Annotated in this window: 28 protein-coding genes; 18 read left to right on the forward strand and 10 right to left on the reverse strand. The window is 66.8% G+C overall.

Annotated elements, in window-relative coordinates; genetic code table 11:
• The first annotated feature begins 345 nt into the window (after window positions 1-345).
• Window positions 346-1,002, forward strand: coding sequence for a hypothetical protein (locus tag NP80_RS03470; protein ID WP_035488211.1), 657 nt, complete (start codon window positions 346-348; stop codon window positions 1,000-1,002).
• Between the two features lie 134 nt (window positions 1,003-1,136).
• Here the strand turns inward: NP80_RS03470 and NP80_RS03475 are convergent, their stop codons facing one another.
• On the reverse strand, window positions 1,137-1,988 hold the full coding sequence (locus NP80_RS03475; RefSeq protein ID WP_226823183.1) for a TetR/AcrR family transcriptional regulator: 852 nt from the start codon (window positions 1,986-1,988) through the stop codon (window positions 1,137-1,139).
• A 59-nt stretch (window positions 1,989-2,047) separates the two neighbouring features.
• Here NP80_RS03475 and NP80_RS03480 point away from each other — a divergent pair, with 59 nt between their 5' ends.
• From NP80_RS03480 to NP80_RS03510, 7 genes are all read left to right on the forward strand, one after another.
• Entirely contained in the window at window positions 2,048-3,586 is a 1,539-nt protein-coding gene (locus NP80_RS03480; protein WP_006404598.1) for a bifunctional 3-(3-hydroxy-phenyl)propionate/3-hydroxycinnamic acid hydroxylase, read from the forward strand.
• Between the two features lie 44 nt (window positions 3,587-3,630).
• A complete protein-coding gene (locus NP80_RS03485; RefSeq protein WP_035488049.1) occupies window positions 3,631-4,533 on the forward strand; it encodes a VOC family protein in 903 nt (300 codons plus the stop codon).
• 76 nt (window positions 4,534-4,609) lie between these two features.
• The gene (locus NP80_RS03490) at window positions 4,610-5,455 is read left to right on the forward strand and encodes an alpha/beta fold hydrolase (protein WP_006404596.1); all 846 of its coding nucleotides are present in this window, start codon (window positions 4,610-4,612) and stop codon (window positions 5,453-5,455) included.
• 140 nt (window positions 5,456-5,595) lie between these two features.
• Window positions 5,596-6,399, forward strand: a complete 804-nt coding sequence (mhpD, locus tag NP80_RS03495) for a 2-keto-4-pentenoate hydratase (protein ID WP_006404595.1) — start codon at window positions 5,596-5,598, stop codon at window positions 6,397-6,399.
• 13 nt (window positions 6,400-6,412) lie between these two features.
• Window positions 6,413-7,354, forward strand: a complete 942-nt coding sequence (locus NP80_RS03500) for an acetaldehyde dehydrogenase (acetylating) (RefSeq protein WP_006404594.1) — start codon at window positions 6,413-6,415, stop codon at window positions 7,352-7,354.
• Window positions 7,355-7,367: 13 nt separating this feature from the next.
• The gene (gene dmpG / locus NP80_RS03505) at window positions 7,368-8,408 is read left to right on the forward strand and encodes a 4-hydroxy-2-oxovalerate aldolase (protein ID WP_035488047.1); all 1,041 of its coding nucleotides are present in this window, start codon (window positions 7,368-7,370) and stop codon (window positions 8,406-8,408) included.
• Window positions 8,409-8,465: 57 nt separating this feature from the next.
• Window positions 8,466-9,557, forward strand: coding sequence for a porin (locus tag NP80_RS03510; protein ID WP_035946150.1), 1,092 nt, complete (start codon window positions 8,466-8,468; stop codon window positions 9,555-9,557).
• A gap of 113 nt (window positions 9,558-9,670) precedes the next feature.
• Here the strand turns inward: NP80_RS03510 and NP80_RS28735 are convergent, their stop codons facing one another.
• The 3 genes from NP80_RS28735 to NP80_RS03525 form a co-directional block, all read right to left on the reverse strand.
• Window positions 9,671-10,216: a nuclear transport factor 2 family protein gene (locus NP80_RS28735; RefSeq protein WP_321969422.1), complete on the reverse strand. Its 546-nt coding sequence runs from the start codon at window positions 10,214-10,216 to the stop codon at window positions 9,671-9,673.
• 214 nt (window positions 10,217-10,430) lie between these two features.
• On the reverse strand, window positions 10,431-11,378 hold the full coding sequence (locus NP80_RS03520; protein ID WP_006404589.1) for an aldo/keto reductase: 948 nt from the start codon (window positions 11,376-11,378) through the stop codon (window positions 10,431-10,433).
• A gap of 286 nt (window positions 11,379-11,664) precedes the next feature.
• Window positions 11,665-12,285, reverse strand: coding sequence for a LysE/ArgO family amino acid transporter (locus NP80_RS03525; RefSeq protein WP_006404588.1), 621 nt, complete (start codon window positions 12,283-12,285; stop codon window positions 11,665-11,667).
• Window positions 12,286-12,384: 99 nt separating this feature from the next.
• On the opposite strand from NP80_RS03525, the gene NP80_RS03530 reads away from it, so the two are divergent.
• Window positions 12,385-13,278 carry a LysR family transcriptional regulator ArgP gene (locus NP80_RS03530; protein WP_006397585.1) on the forward strand — a complete coding sequence of 298 codons (894 nt, stop codon included), beginning with the start codon at window positions 12,385-12,387 and terminating at the stop codon, window positions 13,276-13,278.
• 70 nt (window positions 13,279-13,348) lie between these two features.
• Here NP80_RS03530 and fnr read toward each other — a convergent pair whose 3' ends face one another.
• From fnr to NP80_RS03550, 3 genes are all read right to left on the reverse strand, one after another.
• Window positions 13,349-14,095: a fumarate/nitrate reduction transcriptional regulator Fnr gene (fnr, locus tag NP80_RS03535; RefSeq protein WP_035946152.1), complete on the reverse strand. Its 747-nt coding sequence runs from the start codon at window positions 14,093-14,095 to the stop codon at window positions 13,349-13,351.
• Between the two features lie 207 nt (window positions 14,096-14,302).
• A complete protein-coding gene (locus NP80_RS03540) occupies window positions 14,303-14,779 on the reverse strand; it encodes a universal stress protein (protein ID WP_006409378.1) in 477 nt (158 codons plus the stop codon).
• A 336-nt stretch (window positions 14,780-15,115) separates the two neighbouring features.
• A complete protein-coding gene (locus NP80_RS03550) occupies window positions 15,116-15,526 on the reverse strand; it encodes a DUF3005 domain-containing protein (RefSeq protein WP_006409363.1) in 411 nt (136 codons plus the stop codon).
• 278 nt (window positions 15,527-15,804) lie between these two features.
• Here NP80_RS03550 and NP80_RS03555 point away from each other — a divergent pair, with 278 nt between their 5' ends.
• Complete coding sequence (locus NP80_RS03555; protein WP_006404583.1) at window positions 15,805-16,038, forward strand: hypothetical protein; 234 nt, start codon at window positions 15,805-15,807, stop codon at window positions 16,036-16,038.
• Between the two features lie 136 nt (window positions 16,039-16,174).
• A complete protein-coding gene (epsC, locus tag NP80_RS03560; protein WP_006404582.1) occupies window positions 16,175-17,095 on the forward strand; it encodes a serine O-acetyltransferase EpsC in 921 nt (306 codons plus the stop codon).
• 152 nt (window positions 17,096-17,247) lie between these two features.
• On the opposite strand, the gene NP80_RS03565 is transcribed toward epsC, so the two are convergent.
• The 3 genes from NP80_RS03565 to NP80_RS03575 all read right to left on the reverse strand — a co-directional run bounded on the left by NP80_RS03565 (window position 17,248) and on the right by NP80_RS03575 (window position 19,697).
• Complete coding sequence (locus NP80_RS03565) at window positions 17,248-18,051, reverse strand: SDR family oxidoreductase (protein WP_006404581.1); 804 nt, start codon at window positions 18,049-18,051, stop codon at window positions 17,248-17,250.
• Window positions 18,052-18,681 (reverse strand): GTP cyclohydrolase I FolE, encoded by a 630-nt coding sequence (gene folE / locus NP80_RS03570; RefSeq protein ID WP_006404580.1) that lies wholly within the window; start codon window positions 18,679-18,681, stop codon window positions 18,052-18,054.
• Between the two features lie 89 nt (window positions 18,682-18,770).
• Window positions 18,771-19,697, reverse strand: a complete 927-nt coding sequence (locus NP80_RS03575) for a LysR family transcriptional regulator (protein ID WP_035488038.1) — start codon at window positions 19,695-19,697, stop codon at window positions 18,771-18,773.
• A gap of 161 nt (window positions 19,698-19,858) precedes the next feature.
• Here NP80_RS03575 and NP80_RS03580 point away from each other — a divergent pair, with 161 nt between their 5' ends.
• The 7 genes from NP80_RS03580 (at window position 19,859) to NP80_RS03610 (ending at window position 26,785) form a co-directional block, all read left to right on the forward strand.
• Window positions 19,859-21,091 (forward strand): 4-hydroxybenzoate 3-monooxygenase, encoded by a 1,233-nt coding sequence (locus NP80_RS03580; RefSeq protein ID WP_006404578.1) that lies wholly within the window; start codon window positions 19,859-19,861, stop codon window positions 21,089-21,091.
• 143 nt (window positions 21,092-21,234) lie between these two features.
• Window positions 21,235-21,948, forward strand: coding sequence for a 3-oxoacid CoA-transferase subunit A (locus tag NP80_RS03585; protein ID WP_006404576.1), 714 nt, complete (start codon window positions 21,235-21,237; stop codon window positions 21,946-21,948).
• Between the two features lie 19 nt (window positions 21,949-21,967).
• A complete protein-coding gene (locus tag NP80_RS03590; protein ID WP_006409374.1) occupies window positions 21,968-22,621 on the forward strand; it encodes a CoA transferase subunit B in 654 nt (217 codons plus the stop codon).
• Window positions 22,622-22,701: 80 nt separating this feature from the next.
• Window positions 22,702-24,057: a 3-carboxy-cis,cis-muconate cycloisomerase gene (locus NP80_RS03595; protein ID WP_035946158.1), complete on the forward strand. Its 1,356-nt coding sequence runs from the start codon at window positions 22,702-22,704 to the stop codon at window positions 24,055-24,057.
• 17 nt (window positions 24,058-24,074) lie between these two features.
• Window positions 24,075-24,860: a 3-oxoadipate enol-lactonase gene (pcaD, locus tag NP80_RS03600; protein WP_006404574.1), complete on the forward strand. Its 786-nt coding sequence runs from the start codon at window positions 24,075-24,077 to the stop codon at window positions 24,858-24,860.
• 10 nt (window positions 24,861-24,870) lie between these two features.
• Window positions 24,871-25,257, forward strand: a complete 387-nt coding sequence (pcaC, locus tag NP80_RS03605; protein WP_006409381.1) for a 4-carboxymuconolactone decarboxylase — start codon at window positions 24,871-24,873, stop codon at window positions 25,255-25,257.
• A 169-nt stretch (window positions 25,258-25,426) separates the two neighbouring features.
• Entirely contained in the window at window positions 25,427-26,785 is a 1,359-nt protein-coding gene (locus NP80_RS03610; protein ID WP_006409377.1) for an MFS transporter, read from the forward strand.
• Window positions 26,786-26,807 lie beyond the last annotated feature (22 nt).

Consider the following 26,807-nt stretch of genomic DNA (forward strand, 5'->3'; position numbering starts at 1 on the left):
TGGCCGCCGTCGCGATGTGATGGACAATAGGCTCACTTCCGCGCACGCTGGCGATCATGACGTTGAACGCCGTTCACGGTGAACCGATCTACGCCGACGACGAGGATTGCATCATCTCGACCCGGTGCCAGTCGTCGGCGCTGCGCCTCGAGCCACGCGTCCCATCGCGACGACGAAGATTGCCGACGCGGTTTAGCCCGCCCGACTGTTTCCTGACAGAATACGGTCACACATTCGCGAGAAATCGCATTCGGTGAAACCCGCCCGGGTTTCCATGCCGATACGCGGCGGGCTTCCGCCCGGCCCCGCTTCGCGATGAAGATCGAACGAAAGAGGAAATTCGCAATGAGTAGAACGGACAAGTCGGCAAAGGCGCGCGCGGCGCTCGACCAGTTGTTTTCGGATGTGCCGACCGCCGGCGGTAGCGACGGCGCGCGTCCCGGCGACCCGTTCGCACCCGCGTCCACCGATGCCGGCGTTCGCGCGGGACTCGATGTCACCGTGTCGACGCGGATTCAGCTGCGCGGCTATCCGAACGCCGACGCGTTCATGAAGCGGATGGCCGAAGCATGGGGATTGACGTGGGGCGCCTATGACAACGTGCAGGCCGTTGCGACGCTGCCTGCCGGCTGGCGCGTGCGCCGGTTGCCGGGCGTCACGCAGATCGTCGACGCGCGCGACGTGCTGCGCGCGGAGAGCAGCCTGCAAGGCGGCGACATGTCTTATCTGAAAGTGCAGCCACGGTACTACATCGATGCGCGCAGGGGTTTCGGCTGGGGCAAGTCGTCGCGGGCGTCCGACGATCCGGACCTCGACGGCCCGGACTGGCGCTGTCTCGTGATCGACCGGGAGACTTCCACGGAAGTGCACGAAATGACCAGTTCGCCATCCCGCGCCGATCTGGACAATGCGCGTGCAGCATTGCTGAAGTGGCTCGATGCGCACTACCCGCGTCATCGCGATCCGTTTGCGTACTGGACGGATTGCGAACGGGGCGTGTGATTCGGATGTTCGCGAGCTAGTTGTCGAGTCTGCGCAACGGCCGGCGCAACGCATGGCCGCCGCCGGTTCGCAGTGGCGGGCAGCTGCGGGTTCGCGCCGTTCTGCGGACGAGGATCGCTTGGAAGCCGTGTGCGTCAGCTCCGGGGCCTGCGCGCCTTGTCCTGTGCCGGCGCGGCTGGCTTCGCGCTTTTTGCCGCGCGCTTGCGTGCCGGCGCGGCGCTTGCGTCGCGGAGCGCATCGGCGTACGCCTGACCCATCGAGCCGAGCGCGTCGGCCAGTTGCGACATGTACGTCGCCATCGAGCAATCGTCGCGGGACTGCAGCGACACGAACGCGCCGTCGAACCCGACCATCCCGAAGTGTGCGAACCGGTCGGCGACCGCCGCCGCGATCGCTTCGCCTTCCGTGCTGAACGCCGCACGAATCATTTGCCGCATGTAGTCGCGGCCCTCGTTACGCACGGTCGCGACGATTTCCATCGCCTCGGGCGCATCGGTCGCCTCGCTGGTCATGACCATCACCATCAACAGGCGCAGGAAGTTCTCGTGATGCACGGAGACGGCGCCCGTGCGCTGCAGATACCAGCCGAGCCGTTCGCGAGGCGTCCCGCCTTGCGGCGGATCGCGGTGCGCGTCGCGCATCGCCTCGAAGAAGCCCTGCGCACCTCGCGCCATCACTTCTGCCAATAGTCCCGCCTTCGATCCGAAGTGGTGATAGATCGCGCTTTTCGGAATGCCGGTCGCTTCGACCAGCGCCGACATCGACGTGCCGGCATACCCGTACGCGGACATTACGCGCGACGCCGCGTCGAGGATTTCCTGGCGCGACTGTTGGCCGCGCCGGTTGCCGGTGGGTTGGGAATTTTTCATGGGCAAAGTATACCGTCCTGCATTTATGTACCGATCGGTCCAATACTCGTATTCCCTAGTTTTTAGTTTTGGACCTATCGGTACAATTCCGTCGCGTCGATGGCGGTTTCGCGGCAACGCGGCACACGCTGGGAGACCGGCCCGCCGGACGACGGATGAGAGACAGGAGACAACGAATGACCCAGCACTACGATGCGGACGTCGCGATCGTCGGCTATGGCCCGACCGGCGTGATCGCCGCGCTTGCATTGGCGAAGCACGGCATTTCCACTATTGCGTTCGAGCGTCACCGCGACATCTACCCGCGCGCGCGGGCGGTGACCGTCAACGACTGGACGATGCGTATCTTCCAGAACCTCGGTGTCGACGAGCCGGTGCTCAAGCAGATCGATCCGCAGCGCGCACTGCGCTGGATGCGCTACGACGGCACCGAGATCCTGCGTATCGAGCACCCGCCATCGACGCTCGGCATCAAGCCGCGCTTCTTCAACATCTACCAGCCGACGATGGAAGCGACGCTGCGCGAGTGCGCGGCCGCGCACAGCGAGCGCATCGACGTGCGCTACGGCAGCGACGTGGTGGCGCTCGAACAGGATGAAGACGGCGTCACGGTGACTGCGAAGGACGCGGCGACCGGCGAGCTGAACAGCGTGCGCGTGCGTTACGTGATCGGGTGCGACGGCGGCAGCAGCGCGACGCGCGGAATGATCGGCGTGAAGCTGCTGGGCGACACGCTCGACGTGCAGTGGATCGTGATCGACTGCCGCGTGAAGCGCTGGTGGCCCGACCGCAACCTGCTGACCTTCTGGTCCGACAAGGAGCGGCCGGTCGTCGACATCGCGCTGTCCGGCGGCAATCACCGCTGGGAGCTGCCGCTCAAACCGGGCGAGACCGAGGCCGATTTCAGCACGAGTGAACAGGTCTGGCCGCTGCTCGAGGCGCTTGGCGTTAGCGAGGACGACGTCGAGATTCATCAGCACGCGTTCTACCGGCACCACACGCGGATGGCGGATCGGTGGCGCGTCGGGCGCGTATTCCTCGCGGGCGACGCCGCGCACCTGATGCCGCCGTGGGCGGGCGCAGGAATGCAGACCGGCATGCGCGACGCGTTCGATCTCGGCTGGAAGCTCGCGGGCGTGCTCAACGGCAGGTTGCCTGTGCACTTCCTCGATACGTACGAGACGGAGCGCCGCCCGAACGCCAGCTTCTACACCGAACTCGCGGTGCAACTGGGCCGCATCATTAAGCAGGAACTGACCGACGAAGAGCAAGCCGCGCTCAACGCGCCACCGTCGCCGAATGCACCGGAAGCGCCGCTGATCGCACCGCCGGTGCTGGCCGCCGGCTGGCTGCGTGGCCCGCTCGGCGAAGGCAGCATCGTCGGGCGCATGGTGCCGCAGCCGGTCGTTGGCGACAACCGTGGCGTGATGGCGCGTCTCGACGATCTGCTCGGCGACGGCTTCGCGCTGCTCGGCGACGACGTCGATCCGGCATCGCTGTTGACGCCGCAGGAAAAAGCCGAATGGGACAGGCTCGGTGCGCGCTATATCGCGCTGCGTCAGCAGGATCAGCGCACGCAGGGCCACGACGAACTGATCGATCTGGATGGCGTGCTACGACCGTGGCTGCGCAAGTACGGCGTGCGCGCAGTCGCGCTGCGGCCCGACCGCTTTGTCGCCGCTGCGGACGTCAGCGGCCTCGCGGTGCCCGCATGAGTGCATGCACGTCGCCGGACGAAACAACGAGGGAGATTTCACGAATGAGCACTGTGACCGAACTTGGTTACGTCGGCATCGAGGCGAGCGATCTTGCCGGGTGGGAACGATTCGGCGTCGAACTGCTGGGCATGCAGCGTGCGAGCCGGACCGATACGTCGCTAAGCCTGCGCATGGATGGCAAGGCGCACCGTTGGATCGTCGAGGCTGGCAGCGCCGACGATCTCGCGTTCACCGGCTACGGGTGCGAGACCGATGCCGATCTTGACGCGATCGTCGCGCGGTTGCGGGCGGCTGGCAGCAAAGTTGACAAAGGCGATGCGGCGTTGGCCGCCGCGCGCAAAGTGCGGCGCATCGCCGTTACCGCGGACCCGCTGGGCAACCGCATCGAGCTGTACGTCGGGCTGGCCGAAGCGGACACGGCGTTCGCATCGGACCGGCTGGTGTCGGGCTTCGTCACCGGGGCGGGCGGCGCCGGGCATCAGGTGCTGATGGAACGCGGGATGGACCGGCAGGTGCTGGTCGACTGGTACGGGCTGCTCGGCTTCCGGATTACCGACGTGATCGATCAGCAGTTGGCGCCCGGCATCGTCGCGAGCGTCACGTTCATGCGTTGCAATGGGCGTCACCACACGGTCGCGCTTGCCAACATGCCGTTTCCGAAGCGAATGCATCACTTCATGGTCGAGGTCGCCGACATGAACGACGTGGGTCTCGCGTACGACCGCTGCATGGATGCGAAGCAGCGCTTCGAGATGACCCTCGGCCTGCACCCGAACGACCGCATGTTCAGCTTCTACGTTCGCACGCCGTCGGATTTCAACGTCGAGGTCGGCTGGGGTGGCCTGACGGTCGACGACGCAACCTGGCAGGTCCAGCATTTGGATCGGCTCAGTACTTGGGGGCACCGTCCGCCGCACGTCGTGGCCGATCTGCTGAGGTCGTGACGGCAGCAATCACCGGAGACCGCTTTCTTGCGCGATGCGAGAGCGCATTCACTACTTTCGAACGAGGACCGAAATCATGGCACTTACTCAGGCTGGAACGAGCCGTTCCGTCAGGACGCGCGACTGGCAGTTGCATTATCAGGAGGCCGGCGCAGGGCATCCGCTGATCCTACTGCACGGCAGCGGCCCGGGTGCCACGGGCTGGAGCAACTTCTCCGGCAACATCGAAGCGTTGTCGAACCAGTTCCACGTGTATGCCGTCGACATGCCGGGCTGGGGGCGGTCGGATGCGGCGATGGTCGAGCAGCTCGATCACGTCGACGCCGCGATTCAGTTCATGGACGCACTCGGCATCGACAAGGCCGCGTTCGTCGGTAACTCGATGGGCGGGCAGACGTCGCTGCGCCTCGCGACCGAGCACCCCGACCGCATCACGCACCTCGTGACGATGGGGCCGCCGGTCGGACGCATGCCGACGCTGTTCGGCGCGGGCGATGGGCCGTCCGAAGGGCTCAAAGTACTGATCGAGGCGTATCGGGACCCGAGTGCGGAGAACATGCGCCGGCTGGTGGAAATCATGGTGTACGACAAGGCGCGATTCGCGACGCCCGAGCTGTGCGAAGCGCGTTCGAATGCGGCACAGGCACGCCCCGAGCATCTGCGCAATTACGTTGCCGGGCTGCCGAAGGGCGCGCCGCTGCCGAAGTGGGTGAAGCCCGAACTGTTGCCCGCGATCAAGGTGCCGACGCTGCTGATCCATGGTCGCGACGACCGCGTGGTGTCGTACGAGACGTCGCTGTTCCTGCTCGCGAATATCCCAAATTCGCGTTTGGTGTTGCTCAATCGCTGCGGGCACTGGGCGATGATCGAGCACCCGGAAGAGTTCAACCGGCTGGTCGCCGATTTCGTCGCGAACAACTGACGAAGCGATTACACGTGGCGGCGCGGGTTTCCGTTCCGGTGCGCGCCGCTCGCCCGGATGGTCGGGCGAAAGGCGGGCCGCCGGCGCGACCATGTCGTTTTGCATCACGAATTGAAGCGTTAATAGAAACGGAGGCCGCAATGACGGACCCGAATACCGTGCGTGAACTGGCCGTGCGACTGTGCGAAGCCGAGGCGTCGCGCAGCACGATCGCGCCCGTGCGCGGCGAACCCGCCGCGGGCGGCATCGCGCCCGACGACGTCAAGACGGCCTACGCGGTACAGCAGGCAAACGTCGAGCGCCGCGTCGCCGCCGGCGAGCGCATCGTCGGCCGCAAGATCGGCCTGACGTCGCTCGCGGTGCAGCAGCAACTGGGCGTCGACCAGCCCGACTTCGGTGCGCTGTTCGCGTCGATGGCCTACGGCGACAGCGAGCCGATCCCGCTGTCGACGCTGATACAGCCGAAAGTCGAGGCCGAGATCGCGCTGGTACTCGAACGCGACCTCACGCACCACAGGCACACGTTCGCCGACATCCTGCGCGCGAGCGCCTATGCGCTGGCCGCGATCGAGGTCGTCGACAGCCGCATCGAGAACTGGAACATCCGCTTCGTCGACACGGTGGCCGACAACGCATCGAGCGCCCGCTTCGTGCTCGGCAGCCGTCCGGTGCCGCTATCGGAGCTCGACCTGACGGGCTGCGCGATGACGCTCGCGCGCGAAGGCGACGTGCTGTCCCAGGGCAGCGGCGCCGCGTGCCTCGGCAATCCGCTGAACGCGGCCGTCTGGCTGGCCGACCGGATGGCGCAACTGGGCACGCCGCTGCGCGCGGGCGACGTGGTGCTGACCGGCGCGCTCGGCCCGATGGTCGCCGTGCGCGAGGCCGGCACCTATGTTGCGCAGATCGACGGGCTCGGCAGCGTCCGGGCAACTTTCACGGCTTAACCGAGGCATTCGCATGACTTCCGAAAAACTCAAGGTGGCGATCATCGGCTCCGGCAACATCGGCACGGACCTGATGATCAAGATCCTCCGTCATGGCAAGCATCTGGAGATGGCGGCAATGGTCGGCATCGATGCGAACTCCGACGGCCTCGCGCGCGCTGCCCGACTGGGCGTCGCGACTACGCACGAAGGCGTCGAAGGGCTCACGCGCCTGCCGGTGTTCGACCAGATCGACTTCGTGTTCGATGCGACGTCCGCCGGCGCGCACGTGCGCAACGACGCGCTGCTGCGCATGCTGCGGCCGTCGATCCGGATGATCGACCTGACGCCGGCCGCGATCGGCCCGTACTGCGTGCCGGTCGTGAATCTCGACGCGCACATCGACGCGCCGAACGTGAACATGGTCACCTGCGGCGGCCAGGCGACGATTCCGGTCGTCGCAGCCGTATCGCGCGTGGCGAAGGTGCACTACGCGGAAATCGTCGCGTCGATCAGCAGCAAGTCGGCCGGGCCCGGCACGCGCGCGAACATCGACGAATTCACCGAGACGACGTCAAAGGCGATCGAGGTGGTCGGCGGCGCCGCGAAGGGCAAGGCGATCATCGTGCTGAACCCGGCCGAGCCGCCGCTGATGATGCGCGACACCGTTTATACGCTGTCCGATCTCGCGTCGCGCGCGGCGATCGAGGCATCGATCGAGGACACCGTCGCGAAGGTGCACGCATACGTGCCGGGCTATCGACTGAAGCAGAAGGTGCAGTTCGACGAGATTCCGGCGCACGCGCCGCTCCATATCCCGGGCCTGGGCCGCTGCAGCGGGCTGAAGACGTCGGTGTTCGTCGAAGTCGAAGGCGCCGCGCACTACCTGCCTGCCTACGCTGGCAATCTCGACATCATGACTTCCGCCGCGCTCGCGACCGCCGAGCGCATGGCACAGGCGCGCGTGAGCGCGTAAGGAGCACACGGTGATGAGCAAGAAAATCTATATCTCCGACGTCACGCTGCGCGATGGCAGCCATGCGATTCGCCACCAGTACTCGATCGCGAACGTACAGGACATCGCACGTGCGCTGGATCGCGCGAAGGTGGACAGCATCGAGGTCGCGCACGGCGACGGCCTGCAAGGGTCGAGCTTCAACTACGGCTTCGGCGCACACAGCGATCTCGAGTGGATCGAGGCGGTGGCCGACGTGGTCACGCACGCGAAGATCGCGACGCTGCTGCTGCCGGGCATCGGCACGATCCACGACCTGAAGTCAGCATACGACGCCGGCGCGCGCATCGTGCGCGTCGCGACGCACTGCACCGAAGCCGACATCTCGAAGCAGCACATCGAATATGCGCGCGAACTCGGGATGGACACGGTCGGCTTCCTGATGATGAGCCACATGACGACGCCGCAGCACCTGGCCGTCGAGGCGAAGAAGATGGAAAGCTACGGCGCGACCTGCATCTACGTCGTCGATTCCGGCGGCGCGCTAACGATGCGCGACGTGCGCGACCGGTTCCGCGCGGTGAAGGCCGTGCTGAAGCCCGAGACGGAGACGGGCATGCACGCGCACCACAACCTGTCGCTCGGTGTCGCGAATTCGATCGTCGCGGTCGAGGAGGGCTGCGACAGGATCGACGCATCGCTCGCGGGCATGGGCGCGGGCGCCGGCAACGCGCCGCTCGAGGTATTCGTCGCGGCGGCGGAGCGGATGGGCTGGAACCACGGCACCGATCTCTACACGCTGATGGACGCGGCAGACGAGATCGTGCGCCCGTTGCAGGACCGTCCGGTGCGAGTCGATCGCGAGACGCTCGCGCTCGGCTATGCGGGCGTGTATTCGAGCTTCCTACGGCACTCGGAAGCGGCGGCGAAGAAATACGGCATCAAGACCGTGGACATTCTCGTCGAGCTCGGCAGGCGCCGGATGGTCGGCGGACAGGAGGACATGATCGTCGATGTTGCGCTTGACCTCGCCGGACAGTATCCGTCGGTAGACGAAATTCGAGTCGCGCCATAAAAGAACGCCCGACGTCGCGGCCGATTCCAAAAAATAAAACAATGTTTGGAGACACAAATGAAAAAGAGATTTGCCGCCGTATGTTTTGCAGTCCTCCCAATAAGCTCGGCTATCGCGGAAAGCAACATCGCGATCTATGGCTTGATCGATGCCGGTGTGACGTTTGTTTCGAATGAAGGAGGACAGGCGGTTGCGAAGTTCGACGACGGGATCCTCGTGCCCAACCTGTTTGTGATTCAGGGCAACGAGGATCTCGGCGGCGGTACGAAAGCCATCTTCAAGCTGGAAGGCCAGTTTCAGCTCGGCTCGGGCGTGACCATGCAACCGGGGATTTTCGGCCGCAATGCGTATGTCGGCCTTGACGATGCCCGCTTCGGGAAGCTCACGCTGGGGAATGTCTACGAGTTCATGTTTACGTCGCTCACCGAGGCGAAAAACACGCCGGGTCTGCTCTCGGGCGGTCTTTACAGTATCCCGGCGGGTCCGTTCCAGAATCTCGGCATCCCGCAAGACCCGACGGGCTGGTTCTCGTGGGCCAGAACGAACGGCATGCCGATCAGCAATGCGGTCAAGTACCAGTCGCCGCAGATCGCCGGTTTTTCAATCGGCGCGTTGTATTCGTTCGGCGGCGTTGCCGGGTCGTTCGGATCGAACTCCGGCATGAGTTTCGGCGTGAACTACGATCGCGGCCCGTTCGGGTTCGGCGCCGCCTATACCGAACAGAAATATCCCGGGGCAGTGAATAGCTCATCGCAGGTGCCGATTCGGAACTGGGGTGTCGGCGCTCACTACGCGCTCGGTCCGACGCTGAACTCGGCCAGCTTTGTCACCGTTCGAAACGCGCAGACGGGTGCCTATGCGTACGCCGGGCAATTCGCCAGCAACTGGCAGATCACGGCCGCGCTTTCACTCGGCATCAGTTACATGTACATGAAAGGGAACGACGTTTTGTACGGTAACCATGCCAACCAGGTCGACGCGATCCTGGGCTACTCGCTTTCGAAGCGGACGATGGTCTACGCGGAAAGCACCTATCAACGAGCCAACTCGGGCGCTCAGGCCGCCATCAACGGAATCCTGAATCCTTCCGGATCGTCGAGCGGCGCTTCGCAGGCGATTGCTCGGGTTGGAGTACGAACCATGTTCTAAGCGATGGAACGACGAAAAGTAGTCGCTTACCGGCTACCGTGGCGGCGCGCGTGACGAGGGTGTGGGGCGAACCTCATGCCGACTTTCGCCCGCGCGTTGCGAGCCGCTTGCGCTCAACGCGAACCAAGCACGTCCCGCGTACGATCTCCATGCTCACGCGCATTGCCCAATGCACCGCGTGCCAACCGTCCGGCGTGCGCTTCCAGGCCGCCATGTATTCGTCGAGCGCCTCGTACAGCAGATGCTGCTTCGCACCGACGCAGCGATGCGGCCCGCACGTAGATGCGGCTGCGCGCACCGACCTCGCCGTCGCCGACCTCGACGTGCGGCGTGCCGAGCAGATGCTGGGTCGGACCGCAGCCGTCCAGATGCGAGCGAATCAGCGCGACGAGTCCGGCGCGCCCGTCGACGCGAAACTCACCGCTGTCGTAATCGACCTGCACGTCCGGCGCGAATACCGTTTCCGGCATCGACCAGTTCCGCCCGTCGAGTGCGCGTGCATACCGGCTGTGGGCCTGAGCGATCTCCAGGTCGGCTGCGACGTGGTTCGAAGCCGTCCCGGTTCTTCCTATCCATGACCCCCCGATGCGCGCGCTTGCGCAACAATGCGCGCGGTCCGTCACAGGCCCGAGCCGCGTGCGGCGTCCGGCGCGAAGCACGCTTCGTTGAAGGACCGATTGGGTTGAGAACGGTCATCGGGCCGGCGTTCGTGAGCCAGTCGGCCACACATTGCCGTCGCCGATCATCGCCCGGCCGCACACGCCGCGCGCCGGTTGTCGGCGGCGCCGGTTGCCGGCCCGCCGATGCGGCGGGCGATGCGCGGAGGCGCGTGCTGAGTCCGATCCGCGCGATCGCCTGCCGCGTGCACCCCGCTCAGACTGCACTCGCTTCGTCGATTTGTCGGACGTCGTCCTGATCCAGCTGCACGCGCAGCGCTTCGCCGAGCAGGGCAAGTTGCGCGAGCGATGTCGCGCTCGCGATCGGCGCCGTGATCGTCGGCCGCGCGATCTGCCACGCGAGCGCGATCGCGGCCGGCTGCGTGCCGTGCTTTGCCGATACCGCGTCGAGCGCCGCGAGAATGCGCAGCCCGCGCGCATCGAGATAGCCGGCGACGCGGCTGCCGCGCACACTCTTCTTCAAATCGGCTTCGCTACGGTACTTGCCCGACAGGAAACCGCTCGCCAGCGCGTAGTAGTTGACGACGCCGAGCTTCAGGTCGCGCACGACCGCCTCGAGATCGCGCTCGTATTCGGCGCGGTCGTACAGGTTGTATTCGGGCTGGATCACCTGGTACGCGGGCAGGCCGTCGCGCCGGCTGATCTCGGCCGCTTCGCGCAGACGCGCACCGCTGTAGTTCGATGCGCCGATGATCCGCACTTTTCCTGCGTCGATCAGCGTCTGATACGCGGCGAGCGTTTCTTCGAGCGGCGCCGTGTCGCGCAGATCGCGGTGCGAGAAATAGAGGTCGATGTAGTCGGTCTGCAGGCGGCGCAGCGAATCGTCGGCGGCTTTCAGAATGTTGTCTTTCGAGAGGCCCGCGCGCGCTTCGAGCATGCCGACCTTGGTCGCGATCACGACCTGTTCGCGCTTGCCGGAGCGCTTCAGCCATTTGCCGATGATGGTTTCCGATTCGCCGCCGCGATTGCCGGGCGCCCAGGCCGAGTAGACGTCGGCGGTGTCGATGAAATTGATGCCGGTGTCGGCGAGCGCGTCGAGCAGCGAAAACGACGCGTTCTCGTCGACGGTCCATCCGAACACATTGCCGCCGAATGCGAGCGGCGAAACCTGAATGCTGGACGTGCCGAGGGTACGTAGGGCCATCTTTCTCTCCGTGTATGCGATTGACGGAACGAAGCCGCGCGAACGACGCGCCGGCGTGGGCGTCGCCGTCGCGCGGCAGCGGCGTGCGCGGCATCGTGTCGACGGTACCGCGGGACTCGTCCATTGTCACCGATCGATTCGATTCGTGCAGGAACGTGCGGCGACGCGCGATAACGGACGGATTGCGGAAGATGGCGGATAGCGCGCGCCGATCGCCGATCGGCGCGCCGGCGGCGCCCTGCGGCCGCCGAGATCGACGCGTGATCGCAGCGCGAGCGAGTGCGCGCTATCGCAGCTGCACGGCCGCGAGAAACAGCACCATGCTGCCGATGGCACCGTCGAGCACGCGCCATGCGACGGCCTTGCGGAACCACGGCGCGAGCAGTCGCGCGCCGTATCCGAGCCCGATGAACCAGACGATGCTGACCGACATCGCGCCGATCGCGAACGCGAGCCGCGCGCCTTCCGGCTCGCGTGCGCCGGCCGTGCCGATCAGCAGGAACGTGTCGAGATATACGTGCGGGTTGAGCCACGTGAACGCGAGCGTCATCAGCACGATCGCGAGCGCGCTTTGCGGCGGCGGCGCGACCGCGTCGCCGCGCACGTCGAGCGTTTCGTGCCCGGGCTTGAACGCGCGGCGCAGCGCATTGATCCCGAACCACGCGAGATACGCAAGGCCGACGTACAGCACCGCATGGACGAACGTCGGGTAGCGTTCGACGAGCGCCGACGCGCCGCCCACGCCCGCGGCGATCAGGATCATGTCGGACAGCGCGCATAGCAGCACGATCTTGCCGACATGCGAACGCATGATCCCTTGCCGGAGCACGAACGCGTTCTGCGCGCCGATGGTGACGATCAGCGACGCGCACAGCGCGGCGCCATGGGAGAAAGCGAGCCAGTTCATGGTGGGTGAGCAGTAGACGGATGGATCGGATAGCGCTAGTCTGCGGGCATCCTCTGAATAAGAGAAGCTAAATCAGCTAATGTCGATTAAGGAACGCTAATGCTCGACTATGCATTGCTCGACGCGCTGGCGGCGGTGATCCGGCACGGGTCGTTCGAACGCGCAGCCAAGGAACTGAACGTGACGCCATCGGCCGTGTCGCAGCGCGTGAAACTGCTGGAGGAGCGCGTCGGCAGCGTGCTCGTGAAGCGCGGTCAGCCGTGCGTCGCGACGACGTCGGGGGCGCTGCTGTGCCGGCATACCGAACGCGTGCAGCTGCTCGAGGCCGAGCTGTCGGGGCGGATGCCCGCGCTGCCGGGGCCGCTGGCGTCGACGTGGCCGACGCTGCGCGTGGCCGTCAACGACGACAGCGTCGCAACCTGGTTCGTCGACGCCGTCGCGCCGTTCTGCGCCGAGCGCGAGACCTTGCTCGATCTGGTGATCGACGACCAGGACTATACGGCCGAGCGCATCCGCGACGGCAGCGTGCAGGGCGCGGTCACCGCGCAGGCCGAGCCGATCCAGGGCTGCCGGTCGACGCGGCTTGGGCGCATTCGCTACCGCGCGGTCTGCTCGCCGGCGTTTCATGCGCGCTATTTCGGCGCGGGTATCACGCGCGACGCACTGCGCCGTGCACCATGCGTGATGTTCAATCCGAAGGACGGGCTGCAGGCGCGCTTCATCCGGCGCGTGACGCGGGCCGATCTCGATCCGCCGCAGCACTGGATACCGCACGTCGCGGGCTATCTGCGCGCGTGCGAAACCGGGCTGGGATGGGGGATGTGCCCGGACCGGATGGTCGACCGTCAACTGGCGGCCGGCGAACTGGTCGACATGTCGGCCGGGCGTACCGTCGACATCGAGCTTTACTGGCAGAGCTGGCGTCTGTCGATCGGCTGGCTCGACGATTTCAGCGCCGCGCTGAAGGCGCGCGCCGCGCTGTTTCTCGATTGACTGCGCGGCGGGGAGGGGCGGGAGAAGGGCGGGAACGCGGCGCGCAGCGCATGCGCCGCGCGTCGCACGATCACACGTGATGCAGGGCGTCGAAGTCGACGATCTGAACGAGGCGGCCGCGCATTTCGATGAGGCCGCGCTTCTGGAATTTCGACAGCGTGCGGCTGACCGTTTCGAGCGTCATGCCGAGATAGCTGCCGATGTCTTCGCGCGTCATCCGCAGATTGAATTCCGACGGCGAGTAACCGCGCTTCAGATAGCGCGACGACACGTCGAGCAGGAACGCGGCGACACGCTCTTCGGCATTCAGCGAACCGAGCAGCATCGCTTGCGACGTTTCGCGCACGATCTGCTCGCTCATCAGCTTGTGCATGCGCAGCTGCATGGAGCCGGCTTCCGAGCACAGCGCCTTCAGCGCGGCGTACGGAATCACGCAGACGGAGCTGTCTTCGAGCGCGATCGCGGTGCGCGGATGCGTGTCGTCGCAGATGCCGTCGAGGCCGAGCGCTTCGCCGGCGAGATGGAGGCCCGTGACCTGTTCGCGACCGTCGTGACGCGTCGCAACCGTTTTCAGCGAACCGGAACGGACCGCATACAGGTTGTCGAACGCATCGCCTTCGCGGAACAGCGCTTCACCGCGCTTGACGGGACGCGCGGCGCAGATCACCGCTTCGAGGCGGCTCAGCGCCTCGGGGGCGAGGCCTTGCGGCATGCACAGATGCCGCATCGCGCACGACGAGCAGTGCGCAGCCTGACGAGGCGCCCAGCCGATGGCATGGGGCGGGGCGGCGGGGCGTGTGGCGACGGGCGTCAGCATGATGTTTACTCCGGCGTTGAATCGACGGAATCATTGTCCCACCGCAAGATGCGCGTGTCGGGTGACAAAACGTCGCGACGTCGCGCCCGCGCGCGCAAGCCTTTGAGCGCGTGACGCGCATCGAATCGGGTGCGTGCGCAACGATCGACGGTCGATCGGCGCAAGGCATCGCGCGCGCCGCGGAAACCGGCGCGCGCGATGCCGCGCTCAGGCCGATGCGCCTTCGTCTGCGTCCGCGTGCGCGGCAGCAGGAATCAGCAGCACGGGTAGCGACGCGTGTCGCACGCACTGTTCGGCGATGCTGCCGAGCACGAGCCGGCGGAAGCCGCGACGCCCGTGCGTGCCGAGTACGAGCAACTCCGCGCCGAACGCTTTCGCGCCGTCGAGGATCAGCGACGACACGTCGTTGAACGACGACGCCTCGTTGGTCAGCGTCGCGCCCTTGACGCCCGCTGCCTGCATCTGCGCGGAGAATTCCGCCGCGAGTTCGGCGCCCTGCGCGAGCAGCTGATCGCGCAGTACCGACGGATCGTAGCCCGGCACGTTGTAGTAGATCGCGGCGTTCTCGACGACGTAGAGCGCCTGCAGTTCCGCGCCATGCGCTTTCGCGAGCGCGAGTGCTGCTTCGAACGCGTGGCGCGACGTATCGCTGCCGTCGACGGCAACCAGAATGCGTTTGTACATGGTGTCTCCGAGAGGCGGTTGAACGGAAGTCGGCCGGACGGCCGCTCCGGCCTGCGTTGCTGCGTCGCAGAGTAAACGAATGCCCGCGACTTTGCAGTGCCGAGCCGATCCGCGCGTTGTCGCGGCGAGCGTGCATGACGTGGCGGCGCGACGCAGCATCTTGCGTCGCACGATGCCGCACCGCGCACGCACGCATGCGCGCCGCGCGCGCCGATACCCGCGCGCGTCGATCGCCCGCGGTGCAGCCGTTCCGCAAACGATCGATTCAAACGCATGCGCCGACGCGCAAGCAACGCGCGCCGCGCCTCGGCGTCGTGCGTGAGCCGCCGCGCCGCGCTACCGGTCGGCCGGCGCCAGCTCGATCACCCTGCCGGGCCGTCGATCGTGGCCGGGCCCGTACACGCTGCCGTACATCCGGTGCACGGCGCCGAACGTGTCGTCGCCGACGGCGGCCGGCGCGTCGAAGCCTTTTTCGACGAGCACATAGCCGGCACGTAGCGCGAACGCCGGATGATTGCCGCCCGGCCGGCTATCGAAGCCGGCGAGGCCGTCGCCGGCCTCCGGCATCGCATTGACGAGCGACGCATTGCTGCGCGTGATCTGATCGGGAGAGAACGGTCCGCCGCCGGCAAGGCGCGCGGCCTCGCGGTGCTTGCCGTCGGTATCGACGGTGCTGTCGAGCGTGTCGTCGTTGTCGAGCTCGATGCTGCGCGGACGGACAGGACGGTTTGGGGTCGATGACGCCATCGCGACGCTCCTCGCGGCGAAGCGCTCCGGATCAAGCAAATCCCGTTCCGGGCACGACGGGAAAACGGCGCGCGGGCGATCGCCGCGGTCGCCTGCGCGCGCACTGATTCGTCATGATTTATTTCAACTAGAACACGCGTTTTCTCCAGAGTATGATTCGTTTCTTGCGAAGCGGCGACAGGGGATGCGAACTCGCCGCCTCTGCCCGCGCCGGGGCGCCAACACCCTCCAAGACGGGTAGTGAACAACAAAGCAAGGGACTAGAGGTGGCGGATTCCATGCAAGCGACTACTGCCTTCACGCATCGCGGTTATCTGTTGAATTGCGCGCCCGCGCGCACCAGCGACGGTTCGTTCAAGCCCTACGTCGTGATCTCGCGATCGAGCGACGGGGAGCTCGTGGCGAACCGTTTTTTTCCGTCCGACCTCCAGTTCAACGACGAGGACGCTGCGATCGCGCACGCGCGCGACTGGGCGGTGCGCTGGATCGACGCGAGCAGCATCACGATGTGACGTCGCGGCTGTGACGGGCATCGGCCATCGTGCCGATGCGCGGCATGCCGCCCGCCGGCGAAAAACGCGGTAATCTTGTCGGACCCGTCACTTTATTCGCGGCCGAGCGACGCAGCTCGGCCGTCTGCTTTGACCTATGTCGACATCACCCGCCCGTCAGTGGGGCCTCGAAGAAATCGTCGCCGGGCTGCGCGAGTCGCGCGAGGAGCGCCACCGCACGCGTCATCCGCGCGGCATCCGCGAACTGCCGTCGCGCGACGCGATCTGCAAGATCGTGACCGGCCTGCGCGCGTCGATGTTTCCGACGCATTACGGCGCGCCGGATCTCACCGACGAAAGCGTCGACTACTACGTCGGCCATACGCTCGAAAGCACGCTGCGCATCCTGTCCGAGCAGATCCGCCGCGCGCTGCCGTTCCTGCCCGAGCATGCCGATACGCCGCCGGCGGCACTCGAGGAGCGCGCGTTCGAGATCGCACGCGAATTCGGCAGGCAGCTGCCGGCGATTCGCGCCTTGCTCGTCAGCGACATTCAGGCCGCGTATGCCGGCGATCCCGCCGCGCAACACATCACCGAAATTCTGCTGTGCTATCCGGGCGTGCTGGCGATGATGCATCACCGGCTCGCGCATGCGCTGCACCGGCTCGGCGTTCCGCTGCTCGCGCGTTTCATCAACGAGATCGCGCATTCGGCCACCGGCATCGACATTCACCCCGGCGCGCAAATCGGGCCCAGCTTCTTCATCGATCACGGCACGGGCGTCGTGATCGGCGAGACGGCGATCATCGGCGAGCGCGTGCGCGTCTATCAGGCCGTCACGCTCGGTGCGAAGAGCTTCCCGGCCGACGGCGACGGCGCGCTCGTCAAGGGCAATGCACGCCATCCGATCGTCGAGGACGACGTCGTGATCTACGCGGGGGCGACGATTCTCGGCCGCGTGACGATCGGGCGCGGGTCGGTGATCGGCGGCAACGTATGGCTCACGCACAGCGTGCCGCCCGGCACGAGCGTCGCGCAGGGGAAGGTGCGCGAAGGCGAGCGCGCGGAGAAGCCGTAACGCGGCACGCGCGTGTCGGGGAGCGGCCGCTGCGGGCCGTAGCCAGGAACGCCGGAACGCTGGAATCGGCGCAACGCCGGAGCAGCGAAATCGGCGCCGGCGCAGCGGCCTGTGGCTGTGCGAAAGGCGGCGCGCTGCGCGCGCGTCGATCGTCAGTGCCGGCTGCTCGGCGAGCGATGCTTGTACAGCACGTCCTGATCGACGCGAATCAGGTTCTGCCCCGCATCGACGACGAAATCCACGCCGTTGTACGCGCTGCCCGTCAGCAGCAGGATCGCGCTCGCGACGTCGTCGGGGCCGGCGATGCGCGCGAGCGGCGTCGATGCGCGGCTCGCGTGTTCGAAATCGGCCTGCGTCTGGTCGTCGCTCGGCAGCATCAGGCCCGGGAACACGGCGTTCACGCGCAGCACCGGCGCGGCCGACAGCGCGAGCATCTGCGTCAGGTTGCCGAGCGCCGCCTTCGCGACCGTATAGCTGAAATGGTCGCGATGGAAGTTTTCCTTGATCTTCTGATCGACGACGTTCACGACGACGCCCTGCGTGCCCGCTGCCCGCGCGCGCTCGTAGAACGCACGCGTGAGCAGGATCGGCGCGCGACAGTTCACGGTCCACGCGTGATCGAACGCGGCGAGATCGAAGCTCGGGAAATGGTCCTGCCAGAACACCGACGCATTGTTCACGAGCACGTCAAGGCGCCCGAAGCGCGCGTACACGGCGTCGACCAGCGACGCGATCTGGGCCTCGTCGGACAAGTCGGCCTGCAGCGCGACGGAGGCGGGGCCGCGTTCGGCGATCGCGCGGGCCGCGGCTTCGGCCGCGTCGGCCGAGCGGTCGTAGTGCACGGCGGTGCGATAGCCGTGCGCGGCGAAATACTCGGCGAATGCGCGGCCGGCACGGCGCGCGGCGCCGGTCACCAGCACGACGGGCGCGTCCGCCGCTTGCTTCGTTGACTGCATTTACGTATTCGTCAGGTTCACGGAAGACGGGTTCGCGACGATCGACAGGAATTCGCGCCGCGTCGACGGATCGGTGCGGAATGTGCCGAGCATGCGCGACGTGACCATCTCGACGCCCGGTTTGTGCACGCCGCGCGTCGAAATGCACTGATGCGCGGCTTCGAGTATCACGCCGACGCCCTTCGGCTGCAGCACGTCGAACAGCGTGTCGGCGATCTGCACCGTCATCTTTTCCTGGATCTGCAGGCGCTTCGCGAATGCATCGACGAGGCGCGCGAGCTTCGAGATGCCGACCACACGGTGATTCGGCAGATACGCGACGTGCGCGCGGCCGATGATCGGCACCATGTGATGCTCGCAGTAGCTCTCGAAGCGGATGTCCTTCAGCACGATCATTTCGTCGTAGCCGTCGACCTCGCTGAACGTGCGCGCGAGGATGTCGCGCGGCTCGATCGAATAACCGGCGAAGAACTGCTCGTAGGCGCGCACGACGCGTGCGGGCGTATCGATCAGCCCTTCGCGCGTCGGATCGTCGCCGGCCCAGCGCAGCAGGACGCGTACGGCGTCCTCGGCTTCTTCACGACTCGGGCGGGATGCGGCCGGCTCGGACCGCGCGGTTTTTTTTCCCATAGCGTTGCTCCATCGAAGGCGCCGTTTGCGGCGGCGCGGTATCCGGGCATTGTTTCATGCTTTCGCGCTTCGTGCGTGCGGCCCCGCGCTCACTTCGGCCACTCGTCCTGCTCGTCGTTGAACAGCGACGCGACGACGCCGCGCAGCCACGCAGTGCGCGGATCGTTGTGGAATTTGCGATGCCAGTGCTGTTTCAGGTCGAAGCGCGGCAGCGGCAGCGGCGGCTCGACCGGCACGATGAACGCGTGCTCGGCCGCGTAGGCGTAACCGATCGCGTGCGGCACCGTCGCGATCAGATCGGTGCGGCTCAGGATGAACGGCAGACTCATGAAGTGCGGCGTCTCGAGCACGGCGCGCCGCTGCATCCGCTGCTTCGCGAGAAACTTCTCGAGCACTTCCTGGCTGCGTCCCTCGGCGCGCACGACCGCATGCCCGCTTTCGAGAAACTGCTCGACGGTGAACGGCCGCGCCTGCTCGAGCGGGTGACCGCGCCGCATCAGGCACACGAAGCGATGCGTGAACAGACGCTGCTGGAAGAAGTTGTTGCCGTCGAGATCGGGGAAATAACCGACCGCGAGATCGATCGAGCCGGCCTCGAGCCCGCGTCCGACTTCATCGTGCGGCAGCGACACCGAGCGCAGGTTCGCATGCGGCGCGCACTGCGCGAACGCCTGCAGCAGCTTCGGCAGAAACACGATCTCGCCGACGTCCGATAGCGCGATCGAAAACGTATGCGTGCTCGCGGCCGGATCGAAATCGTGCGGCGCGACGAGCCCGCGCTCGATCTGCGCGAGCGCGTCGCGCGCGGCGGGCAGCAGCGCGAGCGCACGCGGCGTCGGCTCCATCCCGCGCGACGTGCGCACGAACAGCGGATCGCCGAAATACGTGCGCAAGCGTCCGAGCGCCGTGCTGACGCGCGGCTGGCTGACGCCGAGCAGTTCGCCCGCGCGGCTCACGTTTCGCGTGTCGTCGAGCGCGACGAGGTAGGGAATGAGGTTCAGATCGAGCGCTTCCATCGTCGGCCAATATCTTGAAAACGGATAGAAGTTATCTCCGGAATCGCGTTGCCGCATAGTCGGGAAAGCGCTGAAATGCGTTCACCAATCGAACCAATGTTCAATTTCGAACCGATCCGGTGCAGGTGCGAAGCCGCCGCCCGGTCGACAGGAGACATGTCATGCGCACCCAGGTCGCCATCATCGGCGCCGGCCCCGCCGGCCTTCTGCTTTCCCATCTGCTCCGCCTGCAAGGCGTCGAATCGATCCTCCTCGAAGCGCGCTCGCGCGAATACTGCGAGAACCGCATCCGCGCGGGTGTGCTCGAACAGGGCACCGTCGACACGCTCAATGCGGCTGGCCTTGGCGACCGCATGCGCCGCGAAGGGCTGCAGCATCACGGGATCGAGCTGCTGTTCGGCGGCCAGCGTCACCGGATCGATCTGAGCGGCCTGACCGGCGGCCGCGCGATCACCGTCTATAGCCAGCACGAGGTCGTGCGCGACCTGATCGCGGCCGGCGTCGAGCACGGTCATCCGATGCATTTCGACGTGACCGACGTCGCGCTGCACGACGTCGACGGCGATCGCCCGTTCGTCACGTTCAAGCACGCCGACGGCCGCGCGGACCGCATCGACTGCGACTACATCGCCGGCTGCGACGGCTTCCACGGGATCGCGCGGCAGACGATTCCGGCCGAGCGGCTGCGCACGTTCGAGCGCGTCTATCCGTTCGCGTGGCTCGGCATCCTCGCCGACGCGGCGCCGTCGCTCGACGAGCTCGTCTATGCGCACCACGAGCGCGGCTTCGCGCTGTTCTCGATGCGCTCGCCGACCGTCACGCGGCTGTATCTGCAGTGCCGCCCGGACGAGGATCTCGGCGCCTGGTCCGACGCGCGGATCTGGGACGAACTGCATACGCGCTTTTCGAACGACACCGGCTGGACGCCGACCGAGGGCCGGATCACGCAGAAGAGCGTGACGCCGATGCGCAGCTTCGTGTCGGAGACGATGCAGCACGGCCGCCTGTTCCTCGCCGGCGACGCGGCGCACATCGTGCCGCCGACCGGCGCGAAGGGGATGAACCTCGCGGTCGCCGACGTCCGCGCGTTGTCGCGTGCGCTGGGTGCGCGCTACCGGACGGGCGACGCGACGGCGCTCGATGCGTATTCGGCGACCTGCCTCGAGCGCGTGTGGCGCGCCGAGCATTTCTCGTACTTCATGACGAACATGCTGCACCCGTCGGCCGACGATACGCCGTTCGTGAACCGGCTCAAGCTCGCGGAACTGAAGTACGTGACGCGCTCGCGTGCCGCCGCGCAATCGCTCGCGGAAAACTACGTCGGGCTGCCGTTCGACGACGAAGCCGGCCCCGAGACATCCCGCCTTGACAACGCGCTGTGCGCGACTCTATGATCGGCCCATCGTTCGCTAATCGAATCTAGGTTCGATTAGCGAACAAAACGCCGAAGCCGGAGCCGGTTTCGGCACGGCACGCGGCACGCGCGTGTTCCTCCGACAGCCGCGCATCGTGCCGCGGGTTCGTATCAGGAAGAGACATGGTCAACAAGATTTTCGAATCGCTTCAGTCGGCGGTCGCCGACGTTCACGACGGCGCGACGATCATGATCGGCGGCTTCGGCACGGCCGGCATGCCGTCCGAGCTGATCGACGCGCTGATCGAGCAGGGCGCGCGCGACCTGACGATCGTCAACAACAACGCGGGCAACGGCGAGACGGGCCTGGCGGCCCTGCTGAAGGCGAAGCGGGTGCGCAAGATCATCTGCTCGTTCCCGCGCCAGAGCGACTCGCAGGTGTTCGACGCGCTGTACCGCGCGGGCGAGATCGAGCTGGAGCTCGTGCCGCAGGGCAACCTGGCCGAGCGCATTCGCGCGGCGGGTGCCGGCATCGGCGGCTTCTTCACGCCGACCGGCTACGGCACGAAGCTCGCGGAAGGCAAGGAAACGCGCGTGATCGACGGCAAGCCGTACGTCTTCGAAACGCCGATTCACGCCGATTTCGCGCTCGTGAAGGCGTACAAGGGCGATCGCTGGGGCAATCTCGTGTATCGCAAGACCGCGCGCAACTTCGGGCCGATCATGGCGAGCGCCGCGAAGGTCGCGATCGTGCAGGTGTCGCAGGTCGTGCCGCTCGGTGGGCTGAACCCGGAACACATCGTGACGCCGGGGATTTTCGTGCAGCGCATCGTCGAAGTGCCGCAGGCCGCGCATGCGGCCGAGCTGGCCGCGGAACGCGCATCGCAAGCCGCCTGACCGCCCGAGGAGATCCGACATGAAACGACTGACCCGCGATGAAATGGCCAAGCGCGTCGCCCAGGACATCCCCGAAGGCGCGTACGTGAACCTCGGCATCGGCGTGCCGACGCTGGTGGCGAACCACCTCGATCCGAGCAAGGAAATCTTCCTGCACAGCGAGAACGGGCTGCTCGGCATGGGCCCGGCGCCCGCGTCCGGCGAGGAAGACGACGAGCTGATCAACGCCGGCAAGCAGCACGTGACGCTGCTCACGGGCGGCGCCTACTTCCACCACGCCGATTCGTTCGCGATGATGCGCGGCGGCCACCTCGACTACTGCGTGCTCGGCGCGTTCCAGGTATCCGCGAACGGCGACCTCGCGAACTGGCATACGGGCGCGCCCGATGCGATTCCGGCGGTCGGCGGCGCGATGGATCTCGCGATCGGCGCGAAGCAGGTGTTCGTGATGATGGAGCACCTGACGAAGCAGGGCGAGAGCAAGATCGTCGCGCAGTGCTCGTATCCGGTGACGGGCGTGCAGTGCGTGAGCCGCATCTATACGGATCTCGCCGTGCTCGACGTGACGTCCGACGGCCTCGCGGTGAGCGAGATCTTCACCGACCTGTCGTTCGACGAACTGCAGAAGCTGACCGGCGTGCCGCTGATCGACGCGACGCGCAAGGCGGCCTGAACCGCAAGCGGCCGGCGCGCGCGTGCGCACGCCGGCGCGCTTCGGTGGACAATAGGCCACCCGTTTTCCCATCCGACGCCATGCTCGAAGACAGCGCCCGCCTGACCTCCCTCATCTGCGGCAGCGAGCCGCTCAACCGGATCTGGTCGCCCCGTGCCACCGTCCAGCGGATGCTCGACGTCGAAGCCGCGCTCGCGCGCGTGCTGGCCGCGCAACAGGTTATTCCGGCCGCCGCGGTCGCGCCGATCGAACGCGCGTGCGTGGCCGACCGTCTCGATGCCGATGCGCTCGCACGCGACGCGGCGCTCGGCGGCAATCTCGCGATTCCGCTCGTCAAGCAGCTCACCGCGCAGGTGAAGGCCGACGATGCCGAGGCCGCGAAATTCGTGCACTGGGGCGCGACGAGCCAGGACATCATCGACACCGCGACCGTCCTGCAGCTGCGCGATACGCTCGACGTGCTCGAACCGATGCTCGACGACGCGTGCGCGTCGCTCGCGACGCTCGCGCGCACACATCGCGCGACGCCGATGATCGGCCGCACGTGGCTGCAGCAGGCATTGCCGATCACGCTCGGGCTGAAGTTCGCGCAGTGGCTCGACGCGCTGCTGCGCCATCGCACGCGGCTCGCCGAGCTGCGCGCGCGTGCGCTCGTGCTGCAGTTCGGCGGTGCGGCCGGCACGCTCGCGAGCCTGCGCGATCGCGCGAGCGGCGTGAGCGCCGCCCTGGCCAAAGAGCTCGAGCTCGCCGCACCGGCGGTGCCGTGGCACACGCAGCGCGACCGGATCGCCGAGGCCGCTGCATGGTTCGGCATGCTGATCGGCACGCTCGGCAAGATCGCGCGCGATATCTCGCTGCAGATGCAGACCGAAGTCGGCGAACTCGGCGAACCGGCCGCGGCCGGCAAGGGCGGTTCGTCGACGATGCCGCACAAACGCAACCCTGTGGGCTGCGCCGCCGTGCTGACGGCTGCGGTGCGCGCACCGGGCCTCGTCGCGACCGTGTTCGCGGGGATGGTGCAGGAACACGAGCGCGCGCTCGGCGGCTGGCAGGCCGAGTGGGACGCGCTGCCCGACCTCGCGCGCCTCGCCGGCGGCGCGCTCGCGCAGATCGCGCAGATCGTCGCGGGCCTCGACGTGAACGCCGAACGCCTCGCGGCGAACCTCGACCTCACGCACGGCTTGATCCTCGGCGAAGCCGTGATGCTCGCGCTCGGCGACCGGATCGGCCGTCTCGACGCGCATCACGTCGTCGAGCACGCGTCCAAGGAAGCCGTGCGCACCGGCGCGACGCTGTTCGACGTGCTCGCCGCCGACGCGACCGTGTCGGCCCACCTGTCGCGCGACGCGCTCGCACAGTTGCTCGACCCCGCTCATTACGTCGGCGAGGCGCACGCCTACGTCGACGCCGTGCTCGCGCTGCACGCGCGCACGTAACCACCAGGAGAACACTGATGCCTTTCGCCACCGTCAACGGCGTAAAACTGCATTACCGGATCGATCGTGCCGCGCGCGACGACGCGCCGTGGCTCGTCTTCTCGAATTCGCTCGGCGCGGACCTGCAGATGTGGGCGCCGCAGATTCGTCCGTTCACGCAGCACTTCAACGTGCTGCGTTACGACACGCGCGGCCACGGCCATTCCGATGCGCCGGCCGGTTCGTACACGATCGACCAGCTCGCGGGCGACGTGATCGGCCTGCTCGATCATCTCGGGATCGCGCAGGCGTCGTTCTGCGGAATCTCGATGGGCGGCCTGACCGGCGCCGCACTGGCTGCGCGCTTCCCGTCGCGCATCGTCCGCGCGGTGCTCGCGAACACGGCCGCCAAGATCGGCTCGCCGGAAGTGTGGACGCCGCGCGCGCACAAGGCGCGCACCGAAGGGATGTCCGCACTCGCCGACGCGGTGCTGCCGCGCTGGTTCACCGATGCGTTCGTGCAGCGCGAGCCGCGCCTGTTCGATGCGATCCGCGACACGTTCGTGCATACCGACAAGGACGGCTATGCGGCGAACTGCGACGCGCTGAACGCAGCCGACTTGCGCGACGAAGTGAAGGGCATCGCGCTGCCGGTGCTCGTCGTGACCGGCGCGCACGATCTCTCGACGCCGCCCGACCAGGGCCGCGCACTGGCCGCCGCGATTCCGGGCGCGCGTCACGTCGAATTCGACGCCGCGCACATTTCGAACATCGAGCGCACCGACGATTTCAATCGCGCGCTGCTCGATTTCCTGACTGCGTGAGGCAGCGACGATGGACGACCAGCAACGTTACGAAGCCGGAATGAAGGTGCGCCGCGCGGTGCTCGGCGACGCGCATGTCGACCGCTCGATCGAGAACCGAACCGAGGTGACCGAGGAATTCCAGAACCTGATCACGCGCTATGCGTGGGGCGAGATCTGGACGCGCGACGGCCTGCCGCGCCATACGCGCAGCCTGCTGACGATCGCGATGATGGTCGCGCTGAACCGCAGCGAGGAACTGGCGCTGCATCTGCGCGCCGCACGCAACAACGGCGTGACGCGCGACGAGATCAAGGAAGTGCTGCTGCAGAGCGCGATCTACTGCGGCGTGCCGGCGGCGAATTCCGCATTCCATCTCGCGGATCGCATCTTCAAGGAACAGGACGCGGCAGGCTAAGCGCGACTGGCAACGAACGCGCCGGCAGTGCATCGGCGCGCCGCGTACCGGATGGCCGGTACGCAAACAAAGGAATGGCCCGGCGCCCGCCGGGCCGCCGACAATCCGGCGTCGCGGCACGCAGCGCATCGAGCGCCTGCCGAGCCCGACATCGACAAGGAGACAGACAGTGAATCGCACCCCGGTGGTCGACGTCCAGACCTTCATCAACGAGCAGCCGTTCGGCGGCTTTCAGTGGCTCGTGTTTCTCATGTGTTTCGTGATCGTCCTGCTCGACGGATTCGATACGGCCGCGATCGGCTTTATCGCGCCGTCGCTGCTCGGCGAATGGAACCTGACCAAGCCCGATCTCGCGCCGGTGCTGAGCGCCGCGCTGTTCGGCCTCGCCTGCGGCGCGCTCGTGTCGGGGCCGCTGTCGGACCGGCTCGGGCGACGCGTGCTGCTGCTCGGCTCGGTGTTCCTGTTCGGCATCGCGTGCCTCGTGTCCGCGTTCTCGACGACGATCGGGCATCTGACCGTGCTGCGCTTCGTGACCGGCGTCGGGCTTGGCGCCGCGATGCCGAATGCGGTCACGATGATGGGCGAGTTCTGCCCGGACAAGCGCCGCGCGACCGTGATCAACCTGATGTTCTGCGGCTTTCCGCTCGGTGCGGCATTCGGCGGGTTTCTCGCCGCGTGGATGATTCCGCATTTCGGCTGGCGCAGCGTGCTGGTGCTCGGCGGCGTGACGCCGCTGCTGCTCGGCGTGCTGCTGCTGTTGAAGATGCCCGAATCGGTACGCTTCATGGTCGCGCACGGCCATCCGGTCGACCGGATCCGCGCGACGCTCGCGCGCATCTCGCGCGATGCGCTGAACGCGAGCGCGTTCGCGATGACGGAGTCGGCGCCGCAGACCGGCGGCAAGGGGCTCGGCGTCGTGCTGTCGCGCTCGTACGTGATCGGCTCGGTGATGCTGTGGGCCGCGTACTTCATGGGGCTCGTGATCTTCTACGCGTCGATCAACTGGATGCCGATTCTGCTGAAGGATGCGGGCCTCACGCCGAAGAGCGCGACGCTGATTTCCGCGCTGTTCCCGCTCGGCGGCGTCGGCGCGGTGCTGTGTGGCGTGCTGATGGATCGCTTCAACGCGAACCGCGTGATCGCCGTCTGCTATGCGCTGACGGCCGTCAGCGTCTATGCGATCGGGCAGGCGGCCGGCAACGTCGGGCTGCTCGTGCTCGTCGTGTTCGTCGCCGGCGTGCTGATGAACACCGCGCAATCGTCGATGCCGGCGCTCGCGGCTGCGTTCTATCCGACCGAAGGGCGCGGCACCGGTGTCGCGTGGATGCTCGGCGTCGGACGCTTCGGCGGGATTGCCGGGTCGTTTCTGGTCGCTGAGCTCACGCGCCGGCATTTCTCGTTCGCCGGCGTGTTCGCGACGATCGCCGTGGCCGGGCTGCTTGCCTGTGTCGCGCTGCTGATCAAGCAGATCGCGCGGCCGCATCGGACGACGCCGTCGACCGGCACGATCGAGCCGATCGGGCACTGAGCGGGGCCAGGCTCGGCGTGCC

Origin of the sequence: Burkholderia multivorans ATCC BAA-247, from assembly GCF_000959525.1 — a bacterium.
In the GTDB taxonomy this organism is placed as follows: Bacteria; Pseudomonadota; Gammaproteobacteria; order Burkholderiales; family Burkholderiaceae; genus Burkholderia; species Burkholderia multivorans.